A 26,865-nucleotide genomic window follows, 5' to 3' on the forward strand; every position below is an offset into this window, starting at 1 on the left:
ACGAAAGGGGCACGGTGTCCCCAGCCTGCATGGTGGGGACAGGGGCGGGGATTGCCATCGGAGCACCCGGCGGCCGACCGGTGCACTGCATGCGGATCGATGCGTTCACTGCGGCGCCGGGATCTCGAACACCTGGCGCAGGTAGGCCAGGTACTTCTCGTCGTCGCACATGCCTTTGCCCGGGGTGTCGGACAGCTTGGCCACGGGCTGGCCGTTGCAGCGCGTCATCTTGATCACGACTTGCAGCGGCTCGCAGCCCAGGTCGTTGGTGAGGTTGGTGCCGATGCCGAAGGCCAGTTGGCAGCGCCCGCGGAACTGCTGGTACAGCTCGATGGTGCGCGGCACGGTGAGGGCGTCGCTGAAGATCAGCGTCTTGGTCAGCGGATCGACCCGGTTGCGGCGGTAGTGGTCGAGCAGGCGCTCGCCCCAGGCGAACGGGTCGCCGCTGTCGTGGCGCGCGCCATCGAAGAGCTTGCAGAAATACAGGTCGAAGTCGCGCAGGAAGGCGCTCATGCCGTACACGTCCGACAGCGCGATGCCCAGGTCGCCACGGTACTCCTTGGCCCACATTTCGAAGCCGAAGATCTGGCTGTCGCGCAGGCGCGGGCCCAGCGCCTGGCAGGCCTGCAGGTACTCGTGCGCCATGGTGCCCAGCGGCGTCACGCCGAGCTTCATGGCATACAGCACGTTGCTCGTGCCGGCGAACTGCCCCGGCCCCGAAGGCGCGCCCGTCGTGCGGCGCTCCCCCGTACCCAGGCGCGCGCACAGCACGCGCAGCACCTCTTCGTGCCAGGCGCGGCTGAAGCGGCGACGTGTGCCGTAGTCGGCGATCTTGAGGTCACCCAGGCCATCGGCCTGCAGCAGGGCGATCTTGGCGTCGAGCCGGCGGCGGCCTTCGGGAAAGTCGGGCACCTTCTGCGTGTTGCGAAAGTACACCTCGTTCACGATGGCCAGCACCGGCACCTCGAACAGGATGGTGTGCAGCCACGGCCCGGTGATGGTGATGTCGATCTCGCCCGAGGGCAGCGGGCTCACGGTGATGTACTTTTCGTTGAGCCGAAAGAGCCCGAGAAAGTCGACGAAGTCGCTCTTGATGAAGCGCATGGACCGCAGGTAGGCCAGCTCGGCATCCTGGAAATGCAGGCTGCACAGCGAGCGGATCTCCTCGCGGATCTCGTTGACGAAAGGCACCAGCTGAACGCCGGGGTTGCGGCAGCGAAAGCGGTACTCCACCTGCGCGCCGGGAAACTGGTGCAGCACCACCTGCATCATGGTGAACTTGTAGAGATCGGTGTCGAGCAGGCTGGTGATGATCATGGGTGGAAGCGGCCGCGGGCGGGCCGGCTGGACATCTGCAGTGAACGGCAGCAGCGCACCGTCGCATGGCATTGTGTCATCAAGGGCGCCCCATTGCCGGGCACCGCACTGGTCCGGATCTTGCACCGCACCGCTGCCGCCGCCCTGCACGCATCCCGCAGCGCACGCGCTCGTGTCCACCCGCTTCGCCGCCGATCGCATCTCACACATGTCGCACGGCGGAATGGGGCCGGTCCGAACGGGCCCGCGCAGCGCGTATGCTCGATGCGCCGCAGAGACGACGGCACTTCCTTCCTCAAGAACAAAGGTATTTTTCCAATGCGCCATTCCCGCCCGCCCATCACACCCTCCACCACGCGCCCTGTGTGGCGCTACACCGCCACGCTGACGGCCGCCCTGCTGGTCCTTGCCGGCTGCGGCGGTGGCGGGGGTGGCAGTGGCAGCGCTTCGGCCCCTGGACAGGACTCGGCCTGCGCGGTTGTCAGCGATGGCGGCTCGGTCACGGTCGGCTCCGGCCTGCCCGGCGATCCCGCAGCTCCGGAGCCCGCCTCCGGCTACAAGGTCGGCAAGACCGCGGTCTATGCCAAGCAGTACATGGTGAGCACGGCCAATCCGCTGGCCTCGCGCGCGGGCTGCGAAGTGCTGCGCCAGGGCGGCTCCGCGGTCGATGCGGCCGTGGCGGTGCAGATGGTGCTGGGCCTGGTCGAGCCGCAATCGTCGGGCCTGGGCGGCGGCGCGTTCATGCTGCACTACGATGCAGCGCAGAAAAAAGTGCAGGCCTATGACGGCCGTGAAACGGCCCCCGCGGCCGCGACGGAAAACTACCTGCGCTGGGTGAGCGACAGCGACCGCACCCTGCCCCAGCCCGGCGGCGCGCGCGCCAGCGGCCGCTCCATCGGCACGCCCGGCGCCGTGCGCATGCTGGAGATGGCCTACCAGGACCACGGCAAGCTCAAGTGGAGCGAGCTGTTCCAGCCCGCGGTCAAGCTGGCCTCGGACGGCTTCCAGATCAGCGGCCGCATGGCCAGCGCCATCGCCGGCGCCACCACCGGCCTCTCGCGCGATCCCGAGGCCGTCGCCTATTTCTTCAATGCCGACGGCACGCCCAAGGGCCTGGGCACGCTGATCAAGAACCCCGCCTACGCCACCACGCTGAACACCATCGCCAGCGGCGGCGCCGATGCGTTCTACACCGGCCCCGTGGCGCAAGGCATCGTGAACAAGATCAAGGTCACCAGCGGCGGCACGCCCACCGTGGCGATCACCCCCGGCCTGACCGAGATGAGCGACCTGGCCAACTACCGCGCCAAGCGCCGCGACCCGGTCTGCACGACCTACCGCGACTACTGGGTGTGCGGCATGTCGCCACCGTCCTCCGGCGGCATCGCCGTGGCGTCGGCGCTCGGCATCCTGGAGAACTTCAACCTCGCGAACTACAAGCCCACGGCCATCGACATCGAAGGCGGCAAGCCTTCGGTGATGGGCGTGCACCTGGTGAGCGAGGCCGAGCGCCTGGCCTATGCCGACCGCGACAAGTACATCGCCGACACCGACTTCGTGTCGCTGCCCGGCGGCTCGCCCGCAGCCATGTTGGACAAGACCTACCTGCGCAACCGCGCGGGCCTGATCAGCATGACCAAGAGCATGGGCACAGCCGTGGCCGGCGACCTGAGCAACAAGCCTGCCGGCGTGAGCCTGATCGACGAGAAGGGCACGACGCACTTCACCATCGTGGACAAGCAGGGCAATGCCGTGGTGATGACCACGACGGTGGAAGCCGGCATGGGTTCGTTCCACATGACGCAAGGCTTCTTGCTGAACAACCAGCTGACCGACTTCTCGGCCACGCCGACCGACAGCACCGGCGCCGTGGTGGCGAACCGTGTCGAAGCCGGCAAGCGTCCCCGCAGCTCGATGGCACCCACGCTGGTGTTCAAGAAGGCCGCGGACGGCCGCATGGGCGACTTCCTGATGGGCACGGGCTCGCCCGGTGGCGGCACCATCATCCAGTACGTGGTGAAGACGGTCGTCGGCGCGCTCGACTGGGGCCTGGATGCGCAGCAGGCCACCTCGCTGGTGGACTTCGGCGCCAGCAACAGCCCCACGACCTCGCTGGGCGGCGAACACCCGGCCATCAACAGCAGCAACGGCGGCAACAACGACCCGCTGATCACGGGCCTGCGCGCACTGGGCCACACGGTGTCCACCTCGGCCCAGTCGAGCGGCACGAGCACCATCATCCGCGTGCAGCGCAACGGCGAGAGCGTGCTGCAGGGCGGCGCCGATCCCCGCCGCGAAGGCGTGGTGCTGGGCGATACCTACAAGCCCTGACCGTGCATTGACGCGCCAGGCGGCCCGGCCGAAGGGCTGCCGCCTGCCGCGCCCCCCTCCAAAAAGCACCGGCCGCGTGAGCGTTCCGGTGCTTTTTTCATGGAAGGAGCCAGGTCAGGTGCCGACCGCGATGCGCAGGGGGGCGAGGGCGTCCAGCAGCGCCTGCGGCAAGGCGCGGGGCCGGCGGTCCTCGCGGCCGACATACACGTGCACGAAGTGCCCGCCCGCCGCCGACTCGGGCGCGCCCTCGGCGAACAGCCCGACTTCGTAGCGCACGCTGGAGCGGCCCACGTGCGCCACGCGGATGCCAGCCTCCACCGTCTGGGGAAAAGCGAGGGGCGCGAAATAATGGCACTGGGTTTCGACCACCAAGCCGATCGTCTCGCCCGCATGGATATCCAGGGCTCCACGCTCAATCAGATAGGCATTCACTGCCGTATCGAACCAGCTGTAATACACGACATTATTGACATGGCCATATGCGTCGTTATCCGCCCAGCGGGTGGTAATCGTGCGGAACACGGAATATGCGGAGCGCGGCTCCGGCAGGCGGCGGGGCGGCGTGGAAACGGTGGGGGCATTCATGGCGGCAAATTCTGCCAGTGGAGGCGCCCCCTTTGATGTGCCTCAGGTGACCGGCATTTTTGGTTATGCACTCTAATCATGTTGCAACGCAGCAAAATCGCTTGATTCCTGAACTCAACCGCCTAGAATCCGTCCCATGCTGCACTGCAACATGACTTCCAGGTCACGACAGCGCAGATGTCTCAACCATCCGTCCCTCGAGGACCTATCAATAGGAGATACACCATGTCGCTGACCCCGGAACAACTCATTGCATCCCACAAGGCCCACCTCGAAACCCTGTTCGGCCTGACCAACAAGGCATTCGAAGGGGTCGAAAAGCTGGTGGAACTGAACGTGACCGCTTCCCGCGCTGCCCTGGCCGAAGTCGCCACGCACACGCAAGCCGTGCTGAGCGCCAAGGATGCGCAAGAGCTGCTGTCCCTGCAAGCGAGCCTGTTCCAGCCCCTGGCAGAAAAGACCGCTGCCTACAACCGCCACCTGTACGACATCGCCTCGAGCACCAGCGCCGAATTCGGCCGCACGTTCGAAGCCCAGGCGTCCGAAGTGCAGCGCAACTTCAGCAACCTGGTGGACAGCGCCGCCAAGAATGCACCCGCCGGTTCCGAAACCAGCGTGGCCGTGTTCAAGAGCGCCGTCTCTGCCGCCAACAATGCCTTCGAATCCGTTCAAAAGGCCGTGAAGCAAGCCAGCGATGTCGCTGAAGCCAACTTCAACGCCGTGGCCAACACCGCTGCCAACGCCGCCGCCAAGTCGGCCGCCGCCGTGCAGCAGCGCAAGCGCTAAAACCCGTTGTCTCCTTGGATCTCTCGAAACCGGGTTTCAGGGATCCAATTCAAGCCCGGTCTTGCGACCGGGCTTTTTTTATGGGCGCACGGCACGTGGAATGGCAGCGGGCCGGGCGGGATCACCGCGAGAAGACCTCTGGTGCAGCAGGTCTTGTTTTAAGAATCATTCTCGTTCGGCCTATCATCGCCCGGTTTCCAACCTCCAGAGAAGAGCCCCTCTCCATGCAGAAGTCCATGAAAGCCGTTTTGGCGGCCTGCCTTTTGGCCGCCGCTGGCGCCGCCTCCGCCCAGGATCAGGTCGTCAACCTGTACTCCGCCCGCCACTACGCCACCGATGAAGCGCTGTACACCGGCTTCACCAAGGCCACCGGCATCAAGGTGAACCGCGTGGACGCCGACGACGCCGGCATCATGGCCCGCCTGAAGGCCGAAGGCACCGCCTCCCCGGCCGACGTGATCCTGCTGGTGGACGCCGCCCGCCTGTACCGCGGCGAGGTCGACGGCCTGTTCCTGCCCATCCGCTCCAAGGTGCTGGAAGACACCATCCCCTCCAACCTGCGCGCCAAGCCCGCGGCCGACGGCGGCATCGCCTGGTTCGGCCTGTCCACCCGCGCCCGCGTGATCGTCTACAACAAGGACAAGGTCAGCAAGGAAGACGTGGACACCTATGAAGAGCTGGGCGACCCGAAGAACAAGGGCAAGATCTGCATCCGCTCCGGCTCGCACCCCTACAACCTGAGCCTGTTCGGCGCCGTGACCGAGCACATGGGCGAGCAGAAGGCCGAGGCCTGGCTCAAGGGCGTGGCCGGCAACCTGGCGCGTCCTCCGAAGGGCGGCGACACCGACCAGATCAAGGCCGTGGCGTCGGGCGAGTGCGACATCGCCGTGACCAACAGTTACTACCTCGCCCGCATCATGCGTTCGGAAAAGCCCGAGGACAAAGCCATCGCCAGCAAGGTGTCGGTGGTGTTCCCCAACCAGCAGTCGTGGGGCACGCACATGAACATCGCCGGTGGCGCCGTGGCGCGCAACACCAAGAACCAGGCCAACGCGGTCAAGTTCCTGGAATACCTGGCCAGCCCCGAAGCGCAGAACTACTTCGCCAACGGCAACAACGAGTGGCCCGCCGCCAAGGGCGTGGACCCGCGCAATCCGGCCCTGAAAGCCATGACGGACGGCAAGCCCTTCAAGAGCGAGACCATCCCGATCAGCGCGGTGGGCGAGCACATGACCAAAGTGCAGCAGATGCTGGACCGCGTGAACTTCCAGTAAGCCACGCACCTTCCTTTCCTTGCACCAAAAGCCCGGCATGCCGGGCTTTTTCACGCCCGCTGCTTCGGCCATAATTGACGTTTACGTTAACGTCATATCGAGGAGACATCCCCCATGGAAATCCAAGGCAAGGTATTCATCGTCACCGGCGGCGCGTCGGGGTTGGGCGAAGGCACGGCACGCCGGCTGGCCGCGCAGGGCGGCAAGATCGTCATCGCCGACCTGCAGGCGGACCGGGGCGAAGCGGTCGCTCGCGACATCGGTGGCGCCTTCGTGAAGTGCGACGTGAGCCAGGAAGCCGATGGACAGGCCGTGGTGGCGAAGGCCGTCTCCCTGGGCAAGCTGATGGGCCTGGTCAACTGCGCGGGAATCGCCCCGGCCGAGAAGACCGTGGGCAAGAACGGCGCACACGCCCTGCCCCTGTTCGCCAAGGCGGTCACCGTGAACCTGATCGGCAGCTTCAACATGATCCGCCTGGCTGCCGAGGCCATGGCCAGGAACGAGGCGGAGGCCACCGGCGAGCGCGGCGTGCTCATCTCCACGGCCAGCGTGGCGGCCTACGACGGGCAGATAGGCCAGGCGGCCTATGCCGCATCGAAGGGCGGCATCGTGGGCATGACGCTGCCGATCGCGCGCGACCTGGCGCGCAACGGCATCCGCAACATGACCATCGCCCCCGGCATCTTCGGCACGCCCATGCTGTTCGGCATGCCACAGGAAGTGCAGGACGCGCTGGCCGCGGGCGTGCCCTTCCCGAGCCGCCTGGGCACGCCCGAAGACTATGCGCGCCTGGTGCAGCACATCTTCGAGAACGACATGCTCAACGGCGAGGTGATCCGCCTGGACGGCGCGATCCGCCTGGCGCCACGCTGAGTGCGATTGCTATTTAATCGATAGCAGAATGCCCTAGTGGAATCTGTGCTGGCGGCCTTTTTCATCCAAAGCGCCTCTGCCGCCAGCGCCGCCCTTGCCTGCCGACCCACCCGTGCCGGCAGGCCCGTGGCGGCTCATCCCCGCAGCTGCTCGCGCAGCCGCTGGCCGATGTCCGGCCGGGCCAGGAACGGATCGGGCGGGTTCTCCATCCGCACGATGTTCTCCATGCGGCTTTGCACGTTGCCCAGCGCCTGCGGGTGGCTGAAGATGTAGAACTGCCCGGCACCCACCGCGTCGAACACCCGCTGGGCCACCTCGGCCGCCGTCACCTTGCCGCTGCTGACGGCCTTGTCGGTCATGGCCTGGCCGATCAGCTGGCTCCTGGTGGGCTGCGCCGCGGTCGCCACGTCCGGGCGGTTGCGTTCGCTGCGGGTGATGCCCGTGGGCACGAAGTAAGGGCACAGCACGCTGGCGCCGATCTGGTCGGTGACGAGGGCCAGGTCCTGGTACAGCGTTTCGGACAGGCTCACCACCGCGTGCTTGCTCACGTTGTAGATGCCCATGTTGGGCGCGTTGAGCAGGCCGGCCATGCTGGCCGTGTTGACGATGTGGCCGCGCCACTGCGGGTCCTGCGCCGCGGCGGCCAGCATCATGGGCGTGAACAGGCGCACGCCGTGCACCACGCCCATCAGGTTCACGCCCATCACCCAGTCCCAGTCCTGCACGCTGCTTTCCCAGATCAGCCCGCCCGCGCCCACGCCTGCGTTGTTGAACACGAGGTGCGGCGCGCCGAAGCGCTGCTGCACGTCGGCGGCCAACTGCGCCATCTGCGCGGCGTCGGCCACGTCCACACGCCGGGCCAGCACGGCGGCTCCCGCGGCCTGCAGCTCGGCCGCGGCGGCATCGAGCGCGTCCTGCTGCACGTCCACCAGCACGAGGTTCATGCCCCGCTGGGCGCCGATGCGCGCGCATTCGAGGCCGAAGCCCGATCCCGCGCCGGTCAGTACCGCCGTCTTGCCCTGGAACGATTCGATCATGCCGATGTCTCCGTTTTCTTGAGTACGTAGCCGATGCGGGGGAAATGCACGTGCAGCGCCCCCGCCCGCGTGTCGGTGCGGGCCAGCGTGTAGCGCGTGCGCGTGGCCGCCACGAGCGTGCCCTCGGTCGGCTCGGTGCCGAAGGTATCGGCGGCGATGGTGACGGCGCTGCCGAGGGGAATGCCGTGCTCGTCCTGGAACGGCTCGGCCGGCAGCGGCAAGGGTTCGGCCGCGGCGGCCACGGCGATCGCGTCCTGCGCGTTGAATTTCTCCATGCGGCCGTGGCCCAGGGCGGCGATGCGGTCCATCCACTCGGTGACCGCCGGCGTGGCGGCGAAGATCTCGGCCATCACCGGCACGCAGGTGCGCGTGAACCACAGCGGGTGGTAGGCGGCGAAGTCGGCCACGCACGGCTCGGCGCCAAACAGGAACTCGTGCTCCTCGGCCATGTGTGCGATGCGGCGCAGGTACGAGCGGTAGGCCGCCGTGGCATCGTGCGGGCGCAGGCGGTTCATGCCGGCGCTCATGGCCTTGCGGTCCTCGCCGAAGGCCTGGGCGGCCGCGGGCGGCAGGTTGGCGAACAGCACGGCCGCGCCGCGCGGCTGCAGGTTGTAGGCCATGGCGGCCCAGAACAGCGTGGTGTCGGCCCATTGCGCGAACACCCGCGAGACGCCCTTGAGGTGCGGCGGGTACAGCACCGGCTCGGGCTGGGCGTGCTCCAGCACGTCGCAGATCAGCGCGGTGTCGCAGTAGATGTCGGCCCCCACCTGCAGGAAGGGCGTGCGGCGGTAGCCGCCCGTGAGCGCCAGCACGTCGGGCTTGGGCGCGACGCTGGGCACGATGACCGACTTCCAGGCCAGTTGCTTGAAGCCCAGCACCGCGCGGATCTTTTCGGAGAACGGCGACGAGGGGTAGTGGTGAAGGATCAGCGCGGACATGAACGATCTCCTGGCCAGTGGTGGCTGCTGCGTGCGGGCCGCCGGGCCGTCAGGCGGGGCTCCACAGCATTTCGATGTGGGGGATGTTGTCTTCGAGGTACTCCGCCGAGACGGCCACGAAGCCCATCTCGCCGTAGAAGCGCTGCAGATGCGCCTGCGCGCTGATGCGCACCGCACGGTCCGGCCAGGTGGCCTGCGCGCGCGCCAGGCCCTCGCGCACCAGGGCCCAGCCCATGCCGGTGCCCCGCGCCTCGGGCGCGACCACCACGCGGCCGATGGAGGGCTCCACGTAGTTCACGCCCGGATCGGTCAGCCGCAAGTAGGCCTGCAGATCGCCCGCGCCGCCGCGGCCCAGCAGGTGCCAGGCGGTCTTGTCGGCCTCGTCGGGGTCTTGGTAGGGGCCCTGCTCCAGGATGAACACGCGGCAGCGCAGCGCCAGCGCATCGTGCAGCGCGTGCACGCCCATGTCGTCGAAGCGGGCCCAGGTCCAGTGCAGCGCCATCGTCAGACGAGCTTGACGAGCTGCTTGCCGAAGTTCTTGCCCTTGAGCAGGCCCAGGAAGGCCTCGGGCGCCGCGGCCAGGCCCTCGGCGATGGTCTCGCGCGGGCGCAGTTTGCCGGAGCCGACCAGCGTGCCCAGTTCCTTGAGCGCCTCGGGCCAGATCTCCATGTGCTCGCTCACGATGAAGCCTTCGATCTTCATGCGGTTCACCAGGATCAGCGCGGGGTTCTGCAGCGGCAGCGGCTGGCCGTCGTAGCCGGCGATCATGCCGCACACGGCCACGCGGGCGAAGGCGTTGGCGCGCAGCAGCACGGCGTCGAGGATGTAGCCGCCCACGTTCTCGAAGTGGCCGTCGATACCATTCGGGCAGGCTTCTTTCAGGGCCTTGGACATGGCCTTGAGGTCGCCGTGCTCGCGGTGGTCGATGCAGGCATCGAAGCCCAGTTCCTCGGTCGCGTACTTGCACTTTTCGGGGCCGCCGGCAATGCCGACCACGCGGCAGCCGCGGGCCTTGGCCAGCGCGGCGAAGGCACTGCCCACCGCGCCGGTGGCCGCGCTCACCACCACCGTTTCACCGGCCTTGGGCGCGATGATCTTCACCAGGCCGTACCAGGCGGTCACGCCCGGCATGCCCACGGCGCCCAGGTAGTGCGACAACGGCACGTGGGTGGTATCGACCTTGCGTAGCATGCCGGGGGCGTTGCCGTCGACCACGCTGTACTGCTGCCAGCCGCCCATGCCGACGACCTTGTCGCCCACGGCGAACTTCGGGTGGCGGCTTTCCGCCACCTCGCCCACCGTGCCGCCGATCATCACCTCGCCCAGCGGCTGGCTGGCCGCGTAGCTCTTGCTGTCGTTCATGCGGCCACGCATGTACGGGTCCAGGCTGAGGTAGTGGTGGCGCACCAGCACCTCGCCGTCCTTCAGGGCCGGCGTGTCGGTGGTCACCCGCTTGAAGTTGCTGGTGGCGGCTTCGCCCTGGGGGCGGTTGTCGAGCAGGATCTGTTCGTTGCTGGGCATGTTGGACTCCTTGGGTTGACTATTGTTTTGATAGCGGCATGCCGGCGTTTTCATTGCGCTGGCAGGCGATAGGGCTCCGAACCCTGCCGGGCTCGGTTGGGTGGGTCAATCGGTGGGCAGTGCGCCCTCTGTCGCGCCCGCGCCTTCGGACGCACCGGGCTGGGCGGGCTTGCGCCGCACGTACTTGAAGGTGCCGGTGGCATGGCAGCACACGCGGCCTTCCGCATCGGTGACCGTGCCTTCGGTGAAGGCCATGGACACGGTGCGGTGGATGAGCCGCCCCCGCGCCACCAGCGGGCCGCGCGCGGGCTGCATGAAGCTGGTCTTCATCTCGATGGTGACGACCCCGAAGTCGGGCGTGTCGCTGCGCGCCGCCGTGGCCATGGCCACGTCCAGCAGCGTCATGGAGGCACCGCCGTGCGTGACGTCGAACGAGTTCATGTGCTCCGGCCGCGCTTCATAGTGCAGCTCGGACGCGCCGCCCTTCATGTGGTGCAGCGTGAAGCCCAGCTCATCGACAAAAGGAATTTCGACACCAAAACTCAGCACAGGGCACTCCAGGAATTGAGGGAAGCGACGAGCATAGCCACCGCGTGGCCCGCCGCAGGCAAAGTCATCCAGACGCGGAAGCTCAGCCTCCGGTGACGATGCTTACGCCGCCGTCCACGGCCAGCCACTGGCCGGTGATGTGCTTGCCGGCATCGCTGGCGTACAGCACGCACAGGCCCTTCAGGTCTTCGTCGTCGCCCAGCCGTCCGAGCGGTGCATGGTTGGCGAGCTTTTCCTCGCCCATGGCCTTCAGGGTGCCCACCGTCATCCGGCTCGGGAAGAAGCCGGGGCAGATGGCGTTCACGCGAAGGTTGTACTTGCCCCACTCGGCGGCCAGCGCACGGGTGAAGTTGATCACGGCGCCCTTGGAGGTGTTGTAAGCGATGGTGTTCATGCCGCTGGGGTTGCCGCCCAGGCCGGCGATAGAGGCCACGTTGATGATGCTGCCGCTGCGCCGCCCGATCATGCTGCGCTTGGCGATCTGCTGGCTCAGGATGAAGTAGCCGCGCACGTTCAGGTTCATCACCTTGTCCCAGGCCTCCACCGGGTGGTCCTCGGCCGGGGCGCCCCAGGCGGCGCCGGCGTTGTTGACGAGGATGTCCACATCGCCCACGCGCTGCAGCGTCTCGTCGGCCAGGCGGCGGATGTCGGTTTCCTGCGCGCAGTCGGCGGCGATCCAGCGCGTGTCGATGCCGGCCTGCTGAAAGGTGGCCGTGGCCTCCTCCAGGTCGGACGCCTTGCGCGAGCTGAGCACGATGCGCGCGCCGGCCTCGCCCAGCGCCTGCGCCAGCTGCAACCCCAGCCCGCGCGAGCCGCCGGTGACCAGCGCGGTCTTGCCGGAGAGGTCGAACAGTTGTTGGATGGTGCGGGTCATGTCGGGGTCTCCTCGTTGGTGGTGATGGGGGGCCGGCGCGGCCTGCCTGAACGTTGCCCGATCCGCGCGGCGCCGGTGCATTGTGCTGCGGACCGGGCCCCGGCGGTGTCCCGGGAGCGATGGCCGGACGCGGTCAGAACGCGTCTTCCGGCAGGCTGGCGCAGGTGTCGTCGCGCGTGCGCACCACGTTCAGCCAGGCACCGATCTTGGGCAGCTCGTAATGAAAGAAGTAGCGCGCCGCGCCCAGGCGGCCCACGCTCGCGGGCGCGGCCTGCGCGGCATCGGCGCGCAGCGTGGCGAGGGCCACGTCCAGCCACACCCAGGCCAGCACCGTGTGGCCGAAGGCCTGCATGTAGGGCACGGCGTTGGCGAGCGCCTCGGTGGGCTCGCCTGTCGCCCAGGCGGCCTTGGTGGCCGCGCCCACCTGCTGCAGCGCCTGGGCCAGCGCATTGGCGTGCGCCGCCAGCGCGGGCTGCTGGATGGCCTGCTCCACGGTGGCGTTGATGCGCGCGGCCAGCAGCTGCAGGCCCCGGCCGTTTTCCATCAGCACCTTGCGGCCCAGCAGGTCCAGCGCCTGGATGCCGTGCGTGCCCTCGTGGATCATGTTCAGCCGGTTGTCGCGCCAGTACTGCTCCACGGGAAAGTCGCGCGTGTAGCCGTAGCCGCCGTGGATCTGGATGGCGAGCGAATTGGCCTCCAGGCACCACTCGCTGGGCCAGCTCTTGGCAATCGGTGTCAGCACCTCCAGCAGCAGCCGCGCCTCGTCGGCGTCGGGCGAGGTGCCGGTGTGCTGTTCGTCCACCAGGCGCGCGCAGTACAGGTTGAGCGCCAGCGCGCCCTCGCCGTAGCTCTTTTGCGCCAGCAGCATGCGCTTGATGTCGGCATGCTCGATCAGGCGCACCTGGGGGGCGCTCGCGTCCTTGCCGGCCTTGCCCAGCAGACGGCCCTGCGGCCGGTTCTTCGCGTAGTCCAGGCTGGCGTGGTAGCCGGCCAGGCCCAGCATGGTCGCGGCCATGCCGATGGCGATGCGCGCCTCGTTCATCATGTGGAACATGCACCTCAAACCCTCGCCCGGCTGCCCCACCAGGTAGCCGATGGCGCCCGCGCGCCCCTCGACGGGGTAGCGCCCCTCGCCGAAGTTGAGCAGCGTGTTCGTCGTGCCGCGCCAGCCCAGCTTGTGGTTGAGCCCCGCCAGCGCCACGTCGTTGCGCACGCCCGTGAGCTGGCCCTGCGCATCGACGAGCCGCTTGGGCACGATGAACAGCGAGATGCCCCGCGTGCCCGGCACCAGCTTGCCATACGGCCCGGGGATCTTGGCCAGCACCAGGTGCACGATGTTCTCGGTCAGCTCGTGGTCGCCGGAGGAGATCCACATCTTGTTGCCGGTGAGGCGGTAGCGCGGGCCCAGCGGGTCCTGCTGCCAGGCATCGCCGCCGCCGCCGCCGCCATCGCCGTCCGCGTCCGGCACGGCGCGCGTGGCCACGTCCGAGAGGGACGAGCCCGCCTGCGGCTCCGACAGGCACATGGTGCCGGCCCAGCGGCCGTTGAATTCGTTGTGCGCGAACACCTGCTGCTGCGCCGGCGTGCCGTGCGCCATCAGCAGGTTGGCGTTGCCCGAGGTGAGCAGGTTGGAGCCGATGCTGACCGACGCCGCGGCGAAGAAGCTGTTGGCCGCCGCCTCCACCGTGTAGGGCAGCTGCATGCCACCCAGCTCGTAGTCCTGCGCGGCGCCCAGCAGGCCCGACTCGGAATAGGCGCGGCGCGCCTCGTGCGTGGCCTGCGGCAGGATCACCTTCTCGCCGTCGAAACGCGGCTCCTCGGTGTCCACCAGGCGGTTGAACGGCGCGTATTTTTCGCGGGCGATGCGCTCGCAGGTGTCCAGTACCGCATCGAAGGTTTCGCGCGAATGGTCGGCAAAGCGCTCGCGCGCCTGCAGCGCGGGAGCGTCCAGCCAGTCGTAGAGCAAGAAATCAACCGTGGTGCGCAGGCTCATGATGGGGCATCGAATAAGGCTTCACCGCAATGAATGCGGCGGCATACAGCTACAAAAACAATAGCAAACAACCACCACCGGCGTTCAGCCGGCCGGGGCCGGCGGCGAAGGCGCGGCATGCGTCGGCAGGGCCACGATGGTGCCCTGGGCGATGGCGCAGAGCTTTTCCACCCCGCCCTGCACCGCGAACACGTCGCAGCGGCAGACCGCCTGCGACGCCCCCGCGTGCACGGCCTGGGCGCGCGCCACCAGGCGCTCGCCCACGGCGGGCCGCACGTAGTTGATCTTGAACTCCGAGGTGACCACCGGCACCCGCAGCGCCGATCCGCCCGCGTAGGTGAGCGCGTTGTCGGCCAGGTAGCTCACCGCCCCGCCGTGCACGAAGCCGTGCTGCTGGCGGATCTGCTCGGTGATAGGCAGGTGCAGCTCGCACCCGCCCGGGGCGAACGCGTGCAGTTCGGCGCCCAGCAGCACGCTGAAGGGCTGCGCCGCCAGCACCTCGCGGCCCATGGCCAGGAAGGCCTCGGGCGGCACGGTGACGGGTGGCGCGGCCATGGGCGTGCCCCGTGCGGTTACAGCACTTCGAAGATGCCGGCCGCACCCATGCCGCCGCCGATGCACATGGTCACTGCCACGCGCTTGGCGCCGCGGCGCTTGCCTTCGATGAGCGCATGGCCCGTGAGGCGCTGGCCGCTCACGCCGTAGGGGTGGCCCAGGGCGATCGCGCCGCCGTTCACGTTCAGGCGATCGGCGGGAATGCCCAGCTTGTCGCGGCAATACAGCACCTGCACGGCGAAGGCCTCGTTCAGCTCCCACAGGTCGATGTCGTTCACCGTGAGGCCCAGCTTCTTGAGCACCTTGGGCACGGCGAACACGGGTCCGATGCCCATCTCGTCGGGCTCGCAGCCCGCCACCGCGAAGCCCAGGAAGCGGCCAAGGGGCTTCAGGCCCTTGCGGCTGGCGTAGTCCTCGCTCACCAGCACGCAGGCGCCGGCACCATCGGAGAACTGGCTGGCATTGCCGGCCGAGATCACGCCGCCGGGCATGGCCGGGCGAATGCCGCTGATGCCTTCCTTGGTGGTGCCTTCGCGCGTGCCTTCGTCCTTGCTGACGGTGACTTGCTGGGTGATGAGGCCGCGCACCTTGTCGGCCACGCCGGCCGTCACGGTGATGGGGGCGATCTCGTCATCGAACTTGCCAGCCGCCTGCGCGGCGCAGGCCCGCTGCTGGCTGGCGGCGCCGTACTCGTCCATGGCGTCGCGGCCGATGCCGTAGCGCTTGGCGACCTGCTCGGCAGTCTCCAGCATGCTCCAGTAGATCTCGGGCTTGGCCTTGGCCAGCGCCAGGTCGCGCAGCATGTGCAGGTTCATCTCCTGCTGCACGCAGGAGATGCTCTCCACGCCGCCGGCCACGTACACGTCGGCCTCGCCGGCGATGATGCGCTGCGCCGCCAGGGCGATGGTCTGCAGGCCGGAGGAGCAAAAGCGGTTCACCGTCACGCCGGACACGCTGACCGGCAGGCCGGCGCGCAGCGCGATCTGGCGTGCGATGTTGGCGCCCGTGGCGCCCTCGGGGTTGGCGCAACCCATGATGACGTCTTCCACTTCCGCGCCGTCGATGCCGGCGCGCGCGATGGCGTGCTGCACGGCATGGCCGCCCAGCGTGGCGCCGTGGGTCATGTTGAACGAGCCCTTCCAGCTCTTGGCGAGCGGCGTGCGGGCGGTGGAAACGATCACTGCGGAGGTCATGTGCAATTCCTTGGGATTCGGGGGGACACGTGCGGTGCGGTCGGTCGGGTCAGGAGAAGGCCTTGCCTTGCGCGGCGAGCCGGGCCAGCAGCGGCGCGGGCTCCCAGAACTTCGCATCGTCCAGCGGGTTCTGCGCGAAGCGCTTCATGGCCTGCACCACGTTGAACAGGCCGACCTCGTTGGCGTAGTGCATGGGGCCGCCGCGGTGGATCGGAAAGCCGTAGCCGGTGAGGTACACCATGTCGATGTCGCCCGACTTGCCGGCGATGCCGTCCTCCAGGATGTCCGCGCCTTCGTTCACCAGCGAGAACACCAGGCGCTGCACGATCTCTTCGTCCGAGATCTTGCGCGGCGTGATGCCCAGGGCCTTGCGGTGGTCTTCGATCATGCGGTTGACCACCTCGCTCGGGATCGCATCGCGCTTGCCGGCCTGGTAGTCGTACCAGCCCGCGCCGGTCTTCTGGCCATAGCGGCCCATCTCGCACAGCAGATCGGCCGTCTTGCTGTACTTCATGTCCGGCTTCTCTTGGTAGCGGCGCTTGCGGATCGCCCAGCCGATGTCGTTGCCGGCCAGGTCGCCCATGCGGAACGGGCCCATGGCGAAGCCGAACTTCTCCACCGCCTTGTCCACCTGCTGCGGCGTGGCGCCTTCCTCGATCAGAAAGCCGGCCTGGCGGCTGTACTGCTCGATCATGCGGTTGCCGATGAAGCCGTCGCACACGCCCGAGACCACGGCGGTCTTCTTGATCTTCTTGGCCAGGGCCATCACCGTGGCCAGCACGTCCTTGGCCGTGGCCTGGCCGCGCACCACTTCCAGCAGCTTCATCACGTTGGCAGGGCTGAAGAAATGCATGCCCACCACGTCCTGCGGGCGCTTCGTGAAGCCGGCGATCTTGTCCACGTCCAGCGTGGAGGTGTTGGACGCCAGGATCGCACCAGGCTTGGCCACGGCATCGAGCTGCTTGAACACGGTCTCCTTCACGCCCAGCTCTTCGAACACCGCTTCGATGATGAGGTCGGCGTCCTTGAGGTCGGCGTAGTCCAGCGTGGTGGCGAGCAGCCCCATGCGCTGCTGGTACTTGTCTTCCTTGAGCTTGCCCTTCTTGACCTGCGACTCGTAGTTCTTCTTGATCGTGGCGATGCCGCGGTCCAGCGCCTCCTGCTTGGTCTCCAGAATCGTCACGGGAATGCCGGCGTTCAGGAAGTTCATGGCGATGCCGCCGCCCATGGTGCCGGCCCCGATCACGCCGACCTTCTGGATGTCGCGCTTCGGGGTGCTGGAGGGCACGTCGGCGATCTTGCTCGCGGCACGCTCGGCCATGAACAGGTGGCGCAGCGCGCGGGATTCGGGCGTCCACATCAGGTTGATGAACAACTCGCGCTCGTAGGCGATGCCGTCGGCGAACTTGCGCTTGGTGGCCGCCTCAACGGCGTCCACGCATTTTTCGGGCGCCGGGAAGTTCTTGGCCATGCCCTTGACCATGTTGCGCGCGAACTGGAAGTACGCATCGCCCTCGGGGTGCTTGCACGGCAGGTTGCGCACCAGCGGCAGGGGGCGCACGTCGGCCACGCTCTTAGCAAAGGCCAGTGCCTCGGCAGCCAGCGCCTCGGGCGAGGCCACCAGCTTGTCGAACAGCTTCTGGCCGGGGATGGAGCCGATCAGCTCGCTCTTGACCGTCTCGCCGCTCACGATCATGTTGAGCGCGGCCTCCACGCCCAGCACGCGCGGCAGGCGCTGCGTGCCGCCGGCGCCGGGCAGCAGGCCCAGCTTGACCTCGGGCAGCGCCACGCTGCAGCCCGGCGCGGCGATGCGGTAGTGGCAGCCCAGCGCCAGCTCCAGCCCGCCGCCCATGCACACCGAATGGATGGCCGCCACCACGGGCTTGGCCGAGTTCTCCACCGCCAGGATCACCGATTGCAGGTTGGGCTCCTGCAGCGCCTTGTCGGTGCCGAACTCCTTGATGTCGGCCCCGCCGGAGAACGCCCCACCGGCGCCGGTGATGACGATGGCGCGGACGGCCGCGTCGGCATTGGCGCGCGCCAGTCCGTCGGCCACGCCCTGGCGGGTGGCATGGCCCAGGCCATTGACGGGGGGGTTGTCGAGCGTGATCACGGCCACATCGCCGTGGACTTGGTACTCAGCGGTCATGCGCTTGTTCCTCGGGTTTGAAAAGACAACGCTGCGGGCCTTGGCGGCTCTTTAGCGAACGATCGTGCTTTTCCATTCTAGGGGCCTTGCACGGCGGCCCGGTATCCACCGGTGTCCGCTCTGGGACACCCGCCGGATAGAGGCTCGCACGCAAACGTCATATGCACGTCGGTTTTCCTTCGTTTCACCGTGCGGGGCGCGCCGGTAGCCTCGGCCGTTTTCCCGCACGCAGAGGATCCCCCATGAGCGAATGGACACAGCACCTTCCCACCGCGGCGCGCATCGCCACGCAGCACACCGTGCCGGCCGCCCCGGCCGCGCGCGGCGCAGCGGCCTCCAAGGCCCCGCCCGTGCAAGCCGCTGCGCGCCGGGCACCACGCCCCTGGAGCCCGCGCAGCCTGGCCCTGATTTCATGGCTGGCGCCGCTCGCCCTGGTGCTGGTGTGGGAGCTGTTCGCCCGCGCCGGCGCCCTGTCTCCCCAGGTGCTGCCCGCGCCCAGCCGCGTGGCGCAGACCGCATGGCAACTGGTGCTGCAGGGCCAGCTCATCAGCGACCTGGGCGTGAGCCTGCTGCGCGCGGCCACGGGCTTCGCCATCGGCGGCACCATCGGCTTCACGCTGGGCACGCTGGTGGGGTTCTCTCGGCTGGCCGAGGCCCTGCTGGACCGCAGCGTGCAGATGGTGCGCGCGGTGCCGTTCCTGGCCATGCTGCCGCTGGTCATCGTGTGGTTCGGCGTGGACGAGGCGGGCAAGATCTTTTTGGTGTCGCTGGGCGTGATGTTCCCCATCTACATCAACACCGTGCTGGGCATCCGGCAGGTGGACCCCAAGCTGGTGGAGGTGGGCCGGGTCAACGGCCTGTCCACCGCCGCGCTGATCCGTCGCATCGTGCTGCCGGGCGCCCTGCCCTCCATCCTGGCGGGCGTGCGCTACGCGCTGGCCGTCGCCTGGCTGGCGCTGGTGATCGCCGAGACCATCGCGACCGAGGCCGGCATCGGCTTTCTGGCCATGGACGCGCGCGAGTTTTTGCGCACCGACGTGATCGTGCTCACCATCGTGGTCTATGCCGCCATCGGCGTGGCTTCGGACGCGGTGGCGCGGGCGCTGGAGCGGCGGCTGCTGTCGTGGCACCCCAACTACGCGGCGCGGGGTGGCCGATGAGCGCGCCGCACGCCACCGCCGTATCCGTGCACGGCCTGCGCCGCCTCTACGGCGAGCGCACGGTGATCGACGGGCTCGATCTGGCCATCGCACGCGGCGAGTTCGTCGCCCTCCTGGGCGAGAGCGGCTGCGGCAAGACCACGCTGCTGCGCGCCCTGGCGGGCCTGGACACCATCGACGGCGGCCGCATCGACGGCCCGCCGCAACCGGCCGTGGTGTTCCAGGAACACCGCCTGCTGCCCTGGGAGCCGCTGTGGCGCAACGTGGCGCTGGGCCTGGAGGGCGACACCGCGCAAGCCCTGGCCCAGCAGGCCCTGGCCGAAGTGGGCCTGGGCGACCGGCTCCACGACTGGCCGCGCAACCTCTCGGGCGGCCAGGCCCAGCGCGTGGCCCTGGCCCGTGCCCTGGTGCGCGAGCCGCGCCTGCTGCTGCTGGACGAACCCTTCGCCGCGCTCGATGCCCTGACCCGCATCCGCATGCACGCCCTGGTCAAGGCCCTGGTGCGCCGCCACCAGCCCGGCGTGCTGCTCGTGACGCACGACGTGGACGAGGCCATCGCCCTGGCCGACCGCGTGCTGGTGATGCGCGAAGGCGCCATCGCCGGCGGATACGCCGTACCGCCCGAGGCGCAGACCCTGCGCACCCACCCCGACGCCGTGGCGCTACGCGAGGCCCTGCTGGCCGAACTGGGCGTGGCCGCCGAGGCCTGAGGCCCTCGCACCGCTCCCCGCCTTCCGAATCGTTCCCGAATGACTTCTTCTTTCTCCCGCACCATGACCTCCGCCCTTTCGACCGACACTTTCGCCGCCCCCCACGCCCCATCGTCCTCCCGCCGCAGCTTCCTGCAGGCCGGCCTGCTGGCCGGCGGCCTGGCCGCGCTGCAGGCACCGGCCTTCGCCGCCAACCCGGCGGCGCGCAACACCGACACCGTGCGCCTGGCCTGGGGCCGCGGCGGCCTGCCCGGCCTGGCCAAGACGCGGGGCGCGTTCGAAAAGCGCCTGGCCCAGGACGGCATCAAGGTGCAATGGGTGGGCCCGTTTCCCAACCACGCGCCGTCGCTGCAGGCCGTGACGGGCGGCAGCAGCGACTTCGGTTTCGGCGGCAGCACCACGCCCGCGCTGGCGGCCATGATCGCGGGCTCGCCGCTGGTGTTCACGCAGTTCGCCATCGTGGAGCCGCGCAGCACCGCCATCATCGCCAAGGACGGCTCGGGCATCGACAAGGTGCAGGACCTCGTGGGCAAGTCGGTGGCGGTCAACCGCTCGGGCCTGGGCGAATTCCTGCTCGTGGCCGCCCTGGAAAAGCACGGCATCGACCGCAACCAGGTCAAGTTCGTGTACCTGAACCCGCCCGACGCCGGCCCCGCCTTCGCGCAGGGCAAGATCGACGCCTGGTCGATGTGGAGCCCGGGCGTGGACATCGCCCGCACCGAGTACAAGGCGCACGACGTGTTCTTTGAGGGGCGCGACCTCGATTTCCTGATCGACTTCAACTCCTACGTCACCCACCGGAAATTCGCCGAAGAGAACACCGCCATCGTGCACGCCGTCAACGCGGCCTACGCCGCCGAAGCCCAATGGGCCACGCAGAACGCGGCCGAGGCCGAGGCGCTCTACCAGCAGGACGCCAACTACAGCGACGCCGTGCGTGCCTCGCTGCTGCAGCTCAAGCGCCGCTGGGAGGTGCACGGCGTGAACGACGCGGCCTTCATCCAGAAATTCCAGAACGCCGCCGACTGGCTGTCGCAGCGCAAGATCCTGCCGCAGAAGGTGCAGGTCAAGGACTACCTGGCCCGGTTGTGAGCACCGCCCCGCCCACCCATCCGCCCCACTCTGCGAATCCGGCGCCGACGGCCCACGCCGCCTTCACCGCCACGCACTGGGGCGTGTACCGGCCCATCGTCGAAGGCGGCCGGCTCACCGGCATGGCGCCCGCACCGTGGGACGCCGCGCCCTCGCCCATCGGCCAGTCCCTGCCCGGCGCCATCGACTCGCCCACCCGCGTGCGCCGGCCCGCCGTGCGCCGCAGCTTCCTGGACCCGGCCACGCGCCACACGAGCGGCCACCTGCGCGGGCGCGAGCCCTTCGTCGAGCTGCCCTGGGACTTGGCGCTGGACCTGGTGGCCGGCGAACTGCGCCGTGTGCGCGCGGCCCACGGCAACGAGGCCCTCTTCGGCGGCAGCTACGGCTGGTCGAGCGCGGGGCGCTTTCACCACGCGCAGAGCCAGCTGCACCGTTTCCTGAACGGCTTCGGCGGCTACATTGCCAGCAAGGACAGCTACAGCCTGGGCGCCGGCCGCGTGCTGCTGCCGCACATCGTCGATGGCATGGACGCGCTGCTGCAGCACCACACCGCGTGGGACGTGCTGGCGCAGCACTGCGAGCTGTTCGTGGCCTTCGGCGGCCTGCCCGTGCGCAACACGCAGGTGAGCCCCGGCGGCGCGAGCGACCACGGCGCGGCGCCGGCCCTGGCCCGCATGGCCGCGAGCGGGCGCACGGCCTTCGTCAACATCAGCCCGGCACGCGACGACCTGGCGGCCGTGCCCGAAGCCGAGTGGCTGCCGATCCAGCCCGGCACCGATACCGCGCTGATGATGGGCCTGGCCCACGTGCTGGTCACCGAAGGCCTGCACGACGCCGCCTTCTGCGCCCGCTACACCGTGGGCTTCGACCGCGTGCGCGACGCCCTGCTGGGCCACGGTGCCGACGGCACCGCCAAGACGCCCGAGTGGGCCGCCGCGCAGACCGGCATTCCCGCCGAGCGCATCGTGGCGCTGGCGCGGCGCATGGCCCGCCAGCGCACCCTCGTCAACTGCACCTACTCGCTGCAGCGCGCTCGGCACGGCGAGCAGCCGTTCTGGATGGCCGTCACGCTGGCCGCGCTGCTGGGCCAGATCGGGCTGCCCGGCGGCGGCTTCGGCCTGGGGTACGGCTGCATGAACTACATCGGCAGCGGGCACGGCAGCTTCTCGGGCGCGCGCCTGCCGCAGGGGCACAACCCCGTGGGCGCCTTCATCCCCGTGGCGCGCATCGCCGACATGCTGCTGCAGCCCGGCGAGCCCTTCGACTACAACGGCGAACGCCGTCGCTACCCCCATGCCCGCCTGCTGTACTGGGCCGGCGGCAACGTGTTCCACCACCACCAGGACCTGAACCGCACCATCGAGGCCTGGCAACGGCCCGAGACCATCGTGACGCACGAACAGGTGTGGACGGCGCAGGCCAAATACTCCGACATCGTGCTGCCCGCCACCACCTCGCTGGAGCGCGACGACATCGGCAGCGCCGGCAGCGAACCGCGCATGATCGCCATGCGCGCGGCCATCGCGCCCGTGGGTGAGGCCCGGGACGACTACGCCATCTTCCGCGCGCTGGCCGCGCGGCTGGGCTTCGAGGCCGCCTACACCGAAGGGCGCGACACGGCGCAATGGCTGCGCCACCTGTACGAAGCCGCCCGGCCACGCGCGGAGGCGGCGGGCATCGCACTGCCATCGTTCGACGCGTTCTGGAGCGCCGGCCACCTCGAGCTGCCCCGGCCCGCCGCGCCCGTGGTGCTGCTGGAACGCTTTCGGCAAGACCCGGCCGCGCACCCGCTGCCCACGCCCTCGGGGCGCATCGAGCTGTTCTCGCAGACCATCGACCGCTTCGGCTACGGCGACTGCCCGGGCCAGGCCACGTGGTTCGCGCCGGAGGCATCGGCCTGGCCCATCCACCTGCTGTCGCACCAGCCCGCGGCGCGGCTGCACAGCCAATACGACCACGGCCGCGTGAGCCGCGCCACCAAGGTGCAGGGCCGCGAGCCGATCACGTTGAACCGCGCCGACGCGCTGCGCCGCGGCATCGCCGGGGGCGACGTGGTGCGCGTGTTCAACGCCCACGGCGCCTTCCTGGCCGGCGCGGTGCTGAGCGACGGCCTGCGGCCCGGCGTGGCACAGATCGCCACGGGCGCCTGGTACGACCCGCTGGACCCGCAGGTGGCCGGCAGCCTGGACAAGCATGGCAACCCCAACCTGGTCACGCCGGATGTCGGCAGTTCCCGCCTGTCGCAGGGCTGCGCGGCGCAGAGCGCGCGGGTGGAGGTGGCGCTGTGGCAGGGGCCGTTGCCGGAGGTGACGGCGTTCGAGCCGCCGCAGCGGTTGGAAGTGGACGCGGCGCTCGCCCATCCGGCTGCAAGCCAATTCCAGCCCCACCGGGACTTGCACCCAAATTGGCCTCCAGCACAATAGTTACTAGGGCATATCGCTATCAATTAAATAGCACCCATGCTGGCGGAGCGTGTCGAGGGCGAGTCGGGCTATGCTCGCCGCTGGCACGCGCCCGTGGCGCCGCAGTCCGGCGACTGGTGCTATACACGGATTCACGCAACACACCATTCAAGAGGAACGCATGTCGATCAAAACCCTTCTGAAATCCACCGTGGCGGCCCTGGCGATCGCCACCGGTGGGTCGCTTTTCGCACAGGGCACGCCCATCAACACCGCGGCGTTCGACGCGCTGGTCGCACAAGGCCCCGTCGCTGACGCGGCCACCATCGCATCGAGCACCTGGGCCAGCAAGATCAAGCAGGCCGGCACCTTGCGCCTGGGCGGCACGCAAACCTCGAACCTGTTCTCGCTGCTCAACGAGAAGGACGGCAAGATGCGCGGCTTCGACGCCGGCCTGGCCCAGCTCATCACGCGTTACATCCTGGGCGATGGGGCCAAGGTCCAGTTCACGCAGGTGACCTCGGCCACGCGCGAGCAGGTGCTCATCAACGGTCAGGTGGACATGGTGTTCGCCACCTATTCCATCACGCCCGCCCGCGCCGAGAAGATCTCGTTCGCCGGACCCTACTACACCTCGCAGGCCGGCGTGCTGGTCAAGGCGAACAACAAGACCATCCAGTCGCACGACGACCTGGCCGGCAAGAAGGTCGCCACGCAGGCGGGCTCCACGGGCCCCGCGATCCTGGCGCAGTACGCGCCCAAGGCGGCCGTGCAAGAGTTCCAGACCCACCAGGAAGCCCTGGACGCCCTGCGCCAGGGACGCGTGGATGCCTACGTGACCGACCACACGCTGCTGCTCAACGCCCTGAGCCTGGGAACCGGCGACGCCAAACTGGCCGGCGCCCCCTTCGGTGCGCAAGACCCCTACGGCATCGGGCTGCCCAAGGGCTCGGACGGCGTGGCCTTCGTCAATGCCTTCCTCAAGAAGATCGAAGCCGACGGCACCTGGGCCAAGCTCTGGACCATTTCCATCGGACAGCGCACCGGCAGCACCGCCGTGCCGACGCCCCCCGCCCTGCCCTGACCCCCGATGGGCGAGGTCTCCCGGCTCCTGGCCGACCATGGGCCTGCCTTCGGGCAGGCCCTTTTGCTGACGTGGAAGCTCACGGTCCTGTCGTTCGTGCCCGGCTTCGTGCTGGGCATGGCCGTGACGGTGCTTCGCCTCTTGCCGCTGCCGCCGCTGCGCTTCGTCCTGACCGTCTACGTCGAGATCTTTCGCAACATTCCCAGCGTCGCGCTGCTGATCTTCATCGTGTTCGCGCTGCCCGACCTGAACGTGCTGTTCGACTATGAGCCCGCCGTCATCCTGACGTTGATACTGGTCTGCTCCGCGTTCACGGCGGACTACCTGCGCTCGGGCATCAACACCGTCGCCGGCGGCCAGATCGAGGCCGCCCTCAGCCTGGGCATGCGCCCGATGCGCATCGTCTCGGCGGTGCTGCTGCCGCAGGCGTTGCGCGCGGTGGTGCAACCGATGACCTCGCTGCTCATTGCGTTGATGCTGTCCACTTCGTTGGCATCGCAGGTGCCGTTTCCGGGCCGGGAACTCACCACGCTCGTGTCCAAGATCGCCAACGACTCCGCGGCCGGCATGGCCGCGTTCGCAGTGGCCGCCGCGATGTACGTGGCGTCCGGGCTGCTGATCGCCTGGGCCGGCGCCGCCCTGGAAAAGAAGGTGCGGATCCTGCGATGAGCCGCCCTCTGGAAGACATCCTGTTCGGTGCGCCCAGCCCCCGGGCCCAAACCGTCGCGCGTGTCGCAAGCGGGGCCGCGGCGGCCCTGCTGCTCCTGCTGGCGGCGGCGGTCGCGTTCCGGTTCCACTCGGCGGGGCAGCTCGACGCCCGGTTCTGGAAATTCTTCGCCTGGCCCTCGACCTGGGCCTTCCTGGCCAAGGGCCTGCTCGGCACGCTGGCCTCGGCGGCGATGGCCGCCGTCATCGCGCTGACCCTCGGCCTCGTACTGATGGTGGGCCGCCGGGCGCGGTCGCGGCTCGTGCGCTGGCCCAGCACCGCGGCCATCGAGTTCCTGCGTGGCACGCCGACGCTGCTGCTCATCTACGTGTGCTTTCTGGTACTCCCGTCGGCCGGGATCAAACTGAGCACCTACTGGATGCTGACCCTGCCCGTCGGCCTGAGCACCGCCGCCGTCGTGGCCGAGGTGTACCGCGCGGGCGTGCTCGCCGTTCCCCGCGGCCAGACCGATGCCGCGCGAAGCCTGGGGCTGACCGAGGTCCAGGTCTTTTCCGTCGTCGTCTTTCCCCAGGCGCTGCGCTACATCGTCCCGGCCCTGGTCGCGCAACTGGTCATCGTGGTCAAGGACACCACCTTCGGCTACGTCGTCACCTATGGCGAACTCATGCAGAACGCCAAGGTGCTCATCGCCAACTACCACTCGCTGGTGCCGGTGTACCTGGTGGTCGCAGCGCTGTACTCCCTGGTGAATTACGCGATCTCCAGGGCGAGCCAATGGCTGGGGCGGCCGGTGCATTGACGGTCGTCAGCAGCCCGGTGACGAGACGCTCTGCGAGGAAAAGGACAGCGGTCTTGTGGGATTTTCACTCTCACCTCGGCAACCGATGGAATGCTCTCCATCATTGAGTCGACGACCGGTTCATATTCCTTCCGTGCCGACGATCCATCTCCTGAATGGCGAACATCAACTCGCCGATCAACTCTGCACAAACAATTTCATTTTTCGATTGATAGGCCAGCCCAAACTCTTCCTCATCAGGATCGAAAAACAAAATGCAACTATCGCTTCTGGCAATTTTGTAGGCCAGTTTATTTGGCTGATCAAATATTTTGAAAATCGATACGTCAGTACGGCAGCTTTGGAAATATTGAACCAATGTCAAATGCGCATTGGATTCACAGAAAGCATGTAGGAAATTTTCCAATTCGCCTTCTAAAATCTTCATTTAATTATCTGCAATTTTATGCAGCCAGCGAGAAACAATGGAGGACAAACATGCAGTCATTGTATATGCGAAAAATCAATGGCACCCCAGTTAGCCCCCTTGGCATCCAACCCAACCTTCAATCCATCATTATACTCGTTAATTTCCAATAACAAGTAGTCTTTCATATCTTCGGACAAAAGCCCCATAATTCCCCAATCAGCAGAACTCAACAAATACTCCACATTGATATCTGCCAATGAATCTATTTTTACCAAGCCGCAATCGATAGAGCCCTCAATCCATAAATATATTCTCGAAATATTCAACACACTTAAATTATTAAATACCTTCTTAAATCTTTCGACTTCATGGATTGAAAAATCCAACTCAATGGTCCGCGATGCCATGCCTTCGAAAACCTGGCTTTGCGCACGAAGCTTCTTAGGGAAGGTCTGCATAAATCGCCCCACGACATGCTTGGCATGGAGATGAAGCCCTGAGACGATACGTCACATGAAGCAGCACAGCCTGGGCTTGGGAATGACGGCGAAGCGAACGCGGCGGCGG

Annotated in this window: 25 protein-coding genes; 11 read left to right on the top strand and 14 right to left on the bottom strand. The window is 67.9% G+C overall.

Features of this window, described 5'->3' with window-relative positions; genetic code table 11:
- Positions 1-105 precede the first annotated feature (105 nt).
- On the bottom strand, positions 106-1,317 hold the full coding sequence (pncB, locus tag AVAK2825_RS17165; protein WP_272568841.1) for a nicotinate phosphoribosyltransferase: 1,212 nt from the start codon (positions 1,315-1,317) through the stop codon (positions 106-108).
- A 318-nt stretch (positions 1,318-1,635) separates the two neighbouring features.
- On the opposite strand from pncB, the gene ggt reads away from it, so the two are divergent.
- On the top strand, positions 1,636-3,648 hold the full coding sequence (gene ggt / locus AVAK2825_RS17170; RefSeq protein ID WP_284401075.1) for a gamma-glutamyltransferase: 2,013 nt from the start codon (positions 1,636-1,638) through the stop codon (positions 3,646-3,648).
- A gap of 114 nt (positions 3,649-3,762) precedes the next feature.
- On the opposite strand, the gene AVAK2825_RS17175 is transcribed toward ggt, so the two are convergent.
- Positions 3,763-4,233, bottom strand: a complete 471-nt coding sequence (locus tag AVAK2825_RS17175) for an acyl-CoA thioesterase (protein ID WP_272568838.1) — start codon at positions 4,231-4,233, stop codon at positions 3,763-3,765.
- A gap of 225 nt (positions 4,234-4,458) precedes the next feature.
- Between AVAK2825_RS17175 and AVAK2825_RS17180 the strand changes: the two genes are divergently transcribed.
- From AVAK2825_RS17180 to AVAK2825_RS17190, 3 genes are all read left to right on the top strand, one after another.
- Positions 4,459-5,019, top strand: a complete 561-nt coding sequence (locus tag AVAK2825_RS17180) for a phasin family protein (protein ID WP_272568836.1) — start codon at positions 4,459-4,461, stop codon at positions 5,017-5,019.
- A gap of 224 nt (positions 5,020-5,243) precedes the next feature.
- Positions 5,244-6,293 (top strand): extracellular solute-binding protein, encoded by a 1,050-nt coding sequence (locus AVAK2825_RS17185; RefSeq protein ID WP_284401081.1) that lies wholly within the window; start codon positions 5,244-5,246, stop codon positions 6,291-6,293.
- A gap of 114 nt (positions 6,294-6,407) precedes the next feature.
- Positions 6,408-7,166, top strand: coding sequence for a 3-hydroxyacyl-CoA dehydrogenase (locus tag AVAK2825_RS17190; protein ID WP_284401082.1), 759 nt, complete (start codon positions 6,408-6,410; stop codon positions 7,164-7,166).
- 134 nt (positions 7,167-7,300) lie between these two features.
- On the opposite strand, the gene AVAK2825_RS17195 is transcribed toward AVAK2825_RS17190, so the two are convergent.
- The 10 genes from AVAK2825_RS17195 to AVAK2825_RS17240 form a co-directional block, all read right to left on the bottom strand.
- Complete coding sequence (locus AVAK2825_RS17195) at positions 7,301-8,203, bottom strand: SDR family oxidoreductase (RefSeq protein ID WP_284401087.1); 903 nt, start codon at positions 8,201-8,203, stop codon at positions 7,301-7,303.
- Positions 8,200-9,141, bottom strand: coding sequence for a glutathione S-transferase family protein (locus AVAK2825_RS17200; RefSeq protein WP_284401089.1), 942 nt, complete (start codon positions 9,139-9,141; stop codon positions 8,200-8,202). Before AVAK2825_RS17200 ends, AVAK2825_RS17195 begins: the two co-directional genes overlap by 4 nt.
- A gap of 49 nt (positions 9,142-9,190) precedes the next feature.
- A complete protein-coding gene (locus tag AVAK2825_RS17205; protein WP_272568830.1) occupies positions 9,191-9,643 on the bottom strand; it encodes a GNAT family N-acetyltransferase in 453 nt (150 codons plus the stop codon).
- 2 nt (positions 9,644-9,645) lie between these two features.
- Entirely contained in the window at positions 9,646-10,662 is a 1,017-nt protein-coding gene (locus tag AVAK2825_RS17210; RefSeq protein WP_272568828.1) for an NADP-dependent oxidoreductase, read from the bottom strand.
- Between the two features lie 105 nt (positions 10,663-10,767).
- On the bottom strand, positions 10,768-11,211 hold the full coding sequence (locus AVAK2825_RS17215; RefSeq protein ID WP_284401093.1) for a PaaI family thioesterase: 444 nt from the start codon (positions 11,209-11,211) through the stop codon (positions 10,768-10,770).
- An 82-nt stretch (positions 11,212-11,293) separates the two neighbouring features.
- Entirely contained in the window at positions 11,294-12,085 is a 792-nt protein-coding gene (locus AVAK2825_RS17220; RefSeq protein ID WP_284401095.1) for an SDR family oxidoreductase, read from the bottom strand.
- A 133-nt stretch (positions 12,086-12,218) separates the two neighbouring features.
- A complete protein-coding gene (locus AVAK2825_RS17225; protein WP_284401097.1) occupies positions 12,219-14,078 on the bottom strand; it encodes an acyl-CoA dehydrogenase in 1,860 nt (619 codons plus the stop codon).
- Positions 14,079-14,162: 84 nt separating this feature from the next.
- Complete coding sequence (locus AVAK2825_RS17230) at positions 14,163-14,633, bottom strand: PaaI family thioesterase (protein WP_284401099.1); 471 nt, start codon at positions 14,631-14,633, stop codon at positions 14,163-14,165.
- 17 nt (positions 14,634-14,650) lie between these two features.
- Positions 14,651-15,826 carry an acetyl-CoA C-acyltransferase gene (locus AVAK2825_RS17235; protein WP_284401101.1) on the bottom strand — a complete coding sequence of 392 codons (1,176 nt, stop codon included), beginning with the start codon at positions 15,824-15,826 and terminating at the stop codon, positions 14,651-14,653.
- A 49-nt stretch (positions 15,827-15,875) separates the two neighbouring features.
- Positions 15,876-17,975, bottom strand: coding sequence for a 3-hydroxyacyl-CoA dehydrogenase NAD-binding domain-containing protein (locus AVAK2825_RS17240; RefSeq protein ID WP_284401103.1), 2,100 nt, complete (start codon positions 17,973-17,975; stop codon positions 15,876-15,878).
- Between the two features lie 242 nt (positions 17,976-18,217).
- Here AVAK2825_RS17240 and AVAK2825_RS17245 point away from each other — a divergent pair, with 242 nt between their 5' ends.
- From AVAK2825_RS17245 to AVAK2825_RS17275, 7 genes are all read left to right on the top strand, one after another.
- Positions 18,218-19,135 (top strand): ABC transporter permease subunit, encoded by a 918-nt coding sequence (locus AVAK2825_RS17245; protein WP_284401104.1) that lies wholly within the window; start codon positions 18,218-18,220, stop codon positions 19,133-19,135.
- Positions 19,132-19,845, top strand: a complete 714-nt coding sequence (locus AVAK2825_RS17250; protein WP_284401106.1) for an ABC transporter ATP-binding protein — start codon at positions 19,132-19,134, stop codon at positions 19,843-19,845. Before AVAK2825_RS17245 ends, AVAK2825_RS17250 begins: the two co-directional genes overlap by 4 nt.
- 63 nt (positions 19,846-19,908) lie before the next feature.
- The gene (locus tag AVAK2825_RS17255) at positions 19,909-20,937 is read left to right on the top strand and encodes an NrtA/SsuA/CpmA family ABC transporter substrate-binding protein (RefSeq protein WP_284401107.1); all 1,029 of its coding nucleotides are present in this window, start codon (positions 19,909-19,911) and stop codon (positions 20,935-20,937) included.
- On the top strand, positions 20,934-23,360 hold the full coding sequence (locus AVAK2825_RS17260; RefSeq protein WP_284401108.1) for a molybdopterin-dependent oxidoreductase: 2,427 nt from the start codon (positions 20,934-20,936) through the stop codon (positions 23,358-23,360). Before AVAK2825_RS17255 ends, AVAK2825_RS17260 begins: the two co-directional genes overlap by 4 nt.
- 160 nt (positions 23,361-23,520) lie before the next feature.
- Positions 23,521-24,423 carry a glutamate ABC transporter substrate-binding protein gene (locus AVAK2825_RS17265; RefSeq protein WP_284401109.1) on the top strand — a complete coding sequence of 301 codons (903 nt, stop codon included), beginning with the start codon at positions 23,521-23,523 and terminating at the stop codon, positions 24,421-24,423.
- A 6-nt stretch (positions 24,424-24,429) separates the two neighbouring features.
- Positions 24,430-25,092 (top strand): ABC transporter permease subunit, encoded by a 663-nt coding sequence (locus AVAK2825_RS17270; protein WP_272568813.1) that lies wholly within the window; start codon positions 24,430-24,432, stop codon positions 25,090-25,092.
- Positions 25,089-25,889, top strand: a complete 801-nt coding sequence (locus AVAK2825_RS17275; RefSeq protein ID WP_284401110.1) for an amino acid ABC transporter permease — start codon at positions 25,089-25,091, stop codon at positions 25,887-25,889. The genes AVAK2825_RS17270 and AVAK2825_RS17275 overlap by 4 nt, the downstream gene beginning before the upstream one ends.
- A 100-nt stretch (positions 25,890-25,989) precedes the next feature.
- On the opposite strand, the gene AVAK2825_RS17280 is transcribed toward AVAK2825_RS17275, so the two are convergent.
- Both AVAK2825_RS17280 and AVAK2825_RS17285 read right to left on the bottom strand, forming a co-directional pair.
- Positions 25,990-26,316, bottom strand: a complete 327-nt coding sequence (locus AVAK2825_RS17280; RefSeq protein WP_284401111.1) for a hypothetical protein — start codon at positions 26,314-26,316, stop codon at positions 25,990-25,992.
- Between the two features lie 56 nt (positions 26,317-26,372).
- Positions 26,373-26,756 carry a hypothetical protein gene (locus AVAK2825_RS17285; protein ID WP_284401112.1) on the bottom strand — a complete coding sequence of 128 codons (384 nt, stop codon included), beginning with the start codon at positions 26,754-26,756 and terminating at the stop codon, positions 26,373-26,375.
- Positions 26,757-26,865 lie beyond the last annotated feature (109 nt).

This window comes from Acidovorax sp. SUPP2825 (assembly GCF_030158995.1).
Taxonomy (GTDB): Bacteria; Pseudomonadota; Gammaproteobacteria; order Burkholderiales; family Burkholderiaceae_C; genus Paracidovorax.

Excerpts from the sequence above, each read along its gene's own strand:
- AVAK2825_RS17200 (WP_284401089.1), bottom strand. The coding sequence starts at position 9,141 with ATGTCCGCGCTGATCCTTCACCACTACCCCTCGTCGCCGTTCTCCGAA.
- AVAK2825_RS17245 (WP_284401104.1), top strand. The coding sequence starts at position 18,218 with ATGAGCGAATGGACACAGCACCTTCCCACCGCGGCGCGCATCGCCACG.
- ggt (WP_284401075.1), top strand. The coding sequence starts at position 1,636 with ATGCGCCATTCCCGCCCGCCCATCACACCCTCCACCACGCGCCCTGTG.
- AVAK2825_RS17190 (WP_284401082.1), top strand. The coding sequence starts at position 6,408 with ATGGAAATCCAAGGCAAGGTATTCATCGTCACCGGCGGCGCGTCGGGG.
- AVAK2825_RS17265 (WP_284401109.1), top strand. The coding sequence starts at position 23,521 with ATGTCGATCAAAACCCTTCTGAAATCCACCGTGGCGGCCCTGGCGATC.
- AVAK2825_RS17210 (WP_272568828.1), bottom strand. The coding sequence starts at position 10,662 with ATGCCCAGCAACGAACAGATCCTGCTCGACAACCGCCCCCAGGGCGAA.
- AVAK2825_RS17235 (WP_284401101.1), bottom strand. The coding sequence starts at position 15,826 with ATGACCTCCGCAGTGATCGTTTCCACCGCCCGCACGCCGCTCGCCAAG.
- AVAK2825_RS17280 (WP_284401111.1), bottom strand. The coding sequence starts at position 26,316 with ATGAAGATTTTAGAAGGCGAATTGGAAAATTTCCTACATGCTTTCTGT.
- AVAK2825_RS17175 (WP_272568838.1), bottom strand. The coding sequence starts at position 4,233 with ATGAATGCCCCCACCGTTTCCACGCCGCCCCGCCGCCTGCCGGAGCCG.
- pncB (WP_272568841.1), bottom strand. The coding sequence starts at position 1,317 with ATGATCATCACCAGCCTGCTCGACACCGATCTCTACAAGTTCACCATG.
- AVAK2825_RS17250 (WP_284401106.1), top strand. The coding sequence starts at position 19,132 with ATGAGCGCGCCGCACGCCACCGCCGTATCCGTGCACGGCCTGCGCCGC.
- AVAK2825_RS17270 (WP_272568813.1), top strand. The coding sequence starts at position 24,430 with ATGGGCGAGGTCTCCCGGCTCCTGGCCGACCATGGGCCTGCCTTCGGG.
- AVAK2825_RS17275 (WP_284401110.1), top strand. The coding sequence starts at position 25,089 with ATGAGCCGCCCTCTGGAAGACATCCTGTTCGGTGCGCCCAGCCCCCGG.
- AVAK2825_RS17220 (WP_284401095.1), bottom strand. The coding sequence starts at position 12,085 with ATGACCCGCACCATCCAACAACTGTTCGACCTCTCCGGCAAGACCGCG.
- AVAK2825_RS17225 (WP_284401097.1), bottom strand. The coding sequence starts at position 14,078 with ATGAGCCTGCGCACCACGGTTGATTTCTTGCTCTACGACTGGCTGGAC.
- AVAK2825_RS17240 (WP_284401103.1), bottom strand. The coding sequence starts at position 17,975 with ATGACCGCTGAGTACCAAGTCCACGGCGATGTGGCCGTGATCACGCTC.
- AVAK2825_RS17195 (WP_284401087.1), bottom strand. The coding sequence starts at position 8,203 with ATGATCGAATCGTTCCAGGGCAAGACGGCGGTACTGACCGGCGCGGGA.
- AVAK2825_RS17205 (WP_272568830.1), bottom strand. The coding sequence starts at position 9,643 with ATGGCGCTGCACTGGACCTGGGCCCGCTTCGACGACATGGGCGTGCAC.
- AVAK2825_RS17285 (WP_284401112.1), bottom strand. The coding sequence starts at position 26,756 with ATGCAGACCTTCCCTAAGAAGCTTCGTGCGCAAAGCCAGGTTTTCGAA.
- AVAK2825_RS17185 (WP_284401081.1), top strand. The coding sequence starts at position 5,244 with ATGCAGAAGTCCATGAAAGCCGTTTTGGCGGCCTGCCTTTTGGCCGCC.
- AVAK2825_RS17230 (WP_284401099.1), bottom strand. The coding sequence starts at position 14,633 with ATGGCCGCGCCACCCGTCACCGTGCCGCCCGAGGCCTTCCTGGCCATG.
- AVAK2825_RS17180 (WP_272568836.1), top strand. The coding sequence starts at position 4,459 with ATGTCGCTGACCCCGGAACAACTCATTGCATCCCACAAGGCCCACCTC.
- AVAK2825_RS17255 (WP_284401107.1), top strand. The coding sequence starts at position 19,909 with ATGACCTCCGCCCTTTCGACCGACACTTTCGCCGCCCCCCACGCCCCA.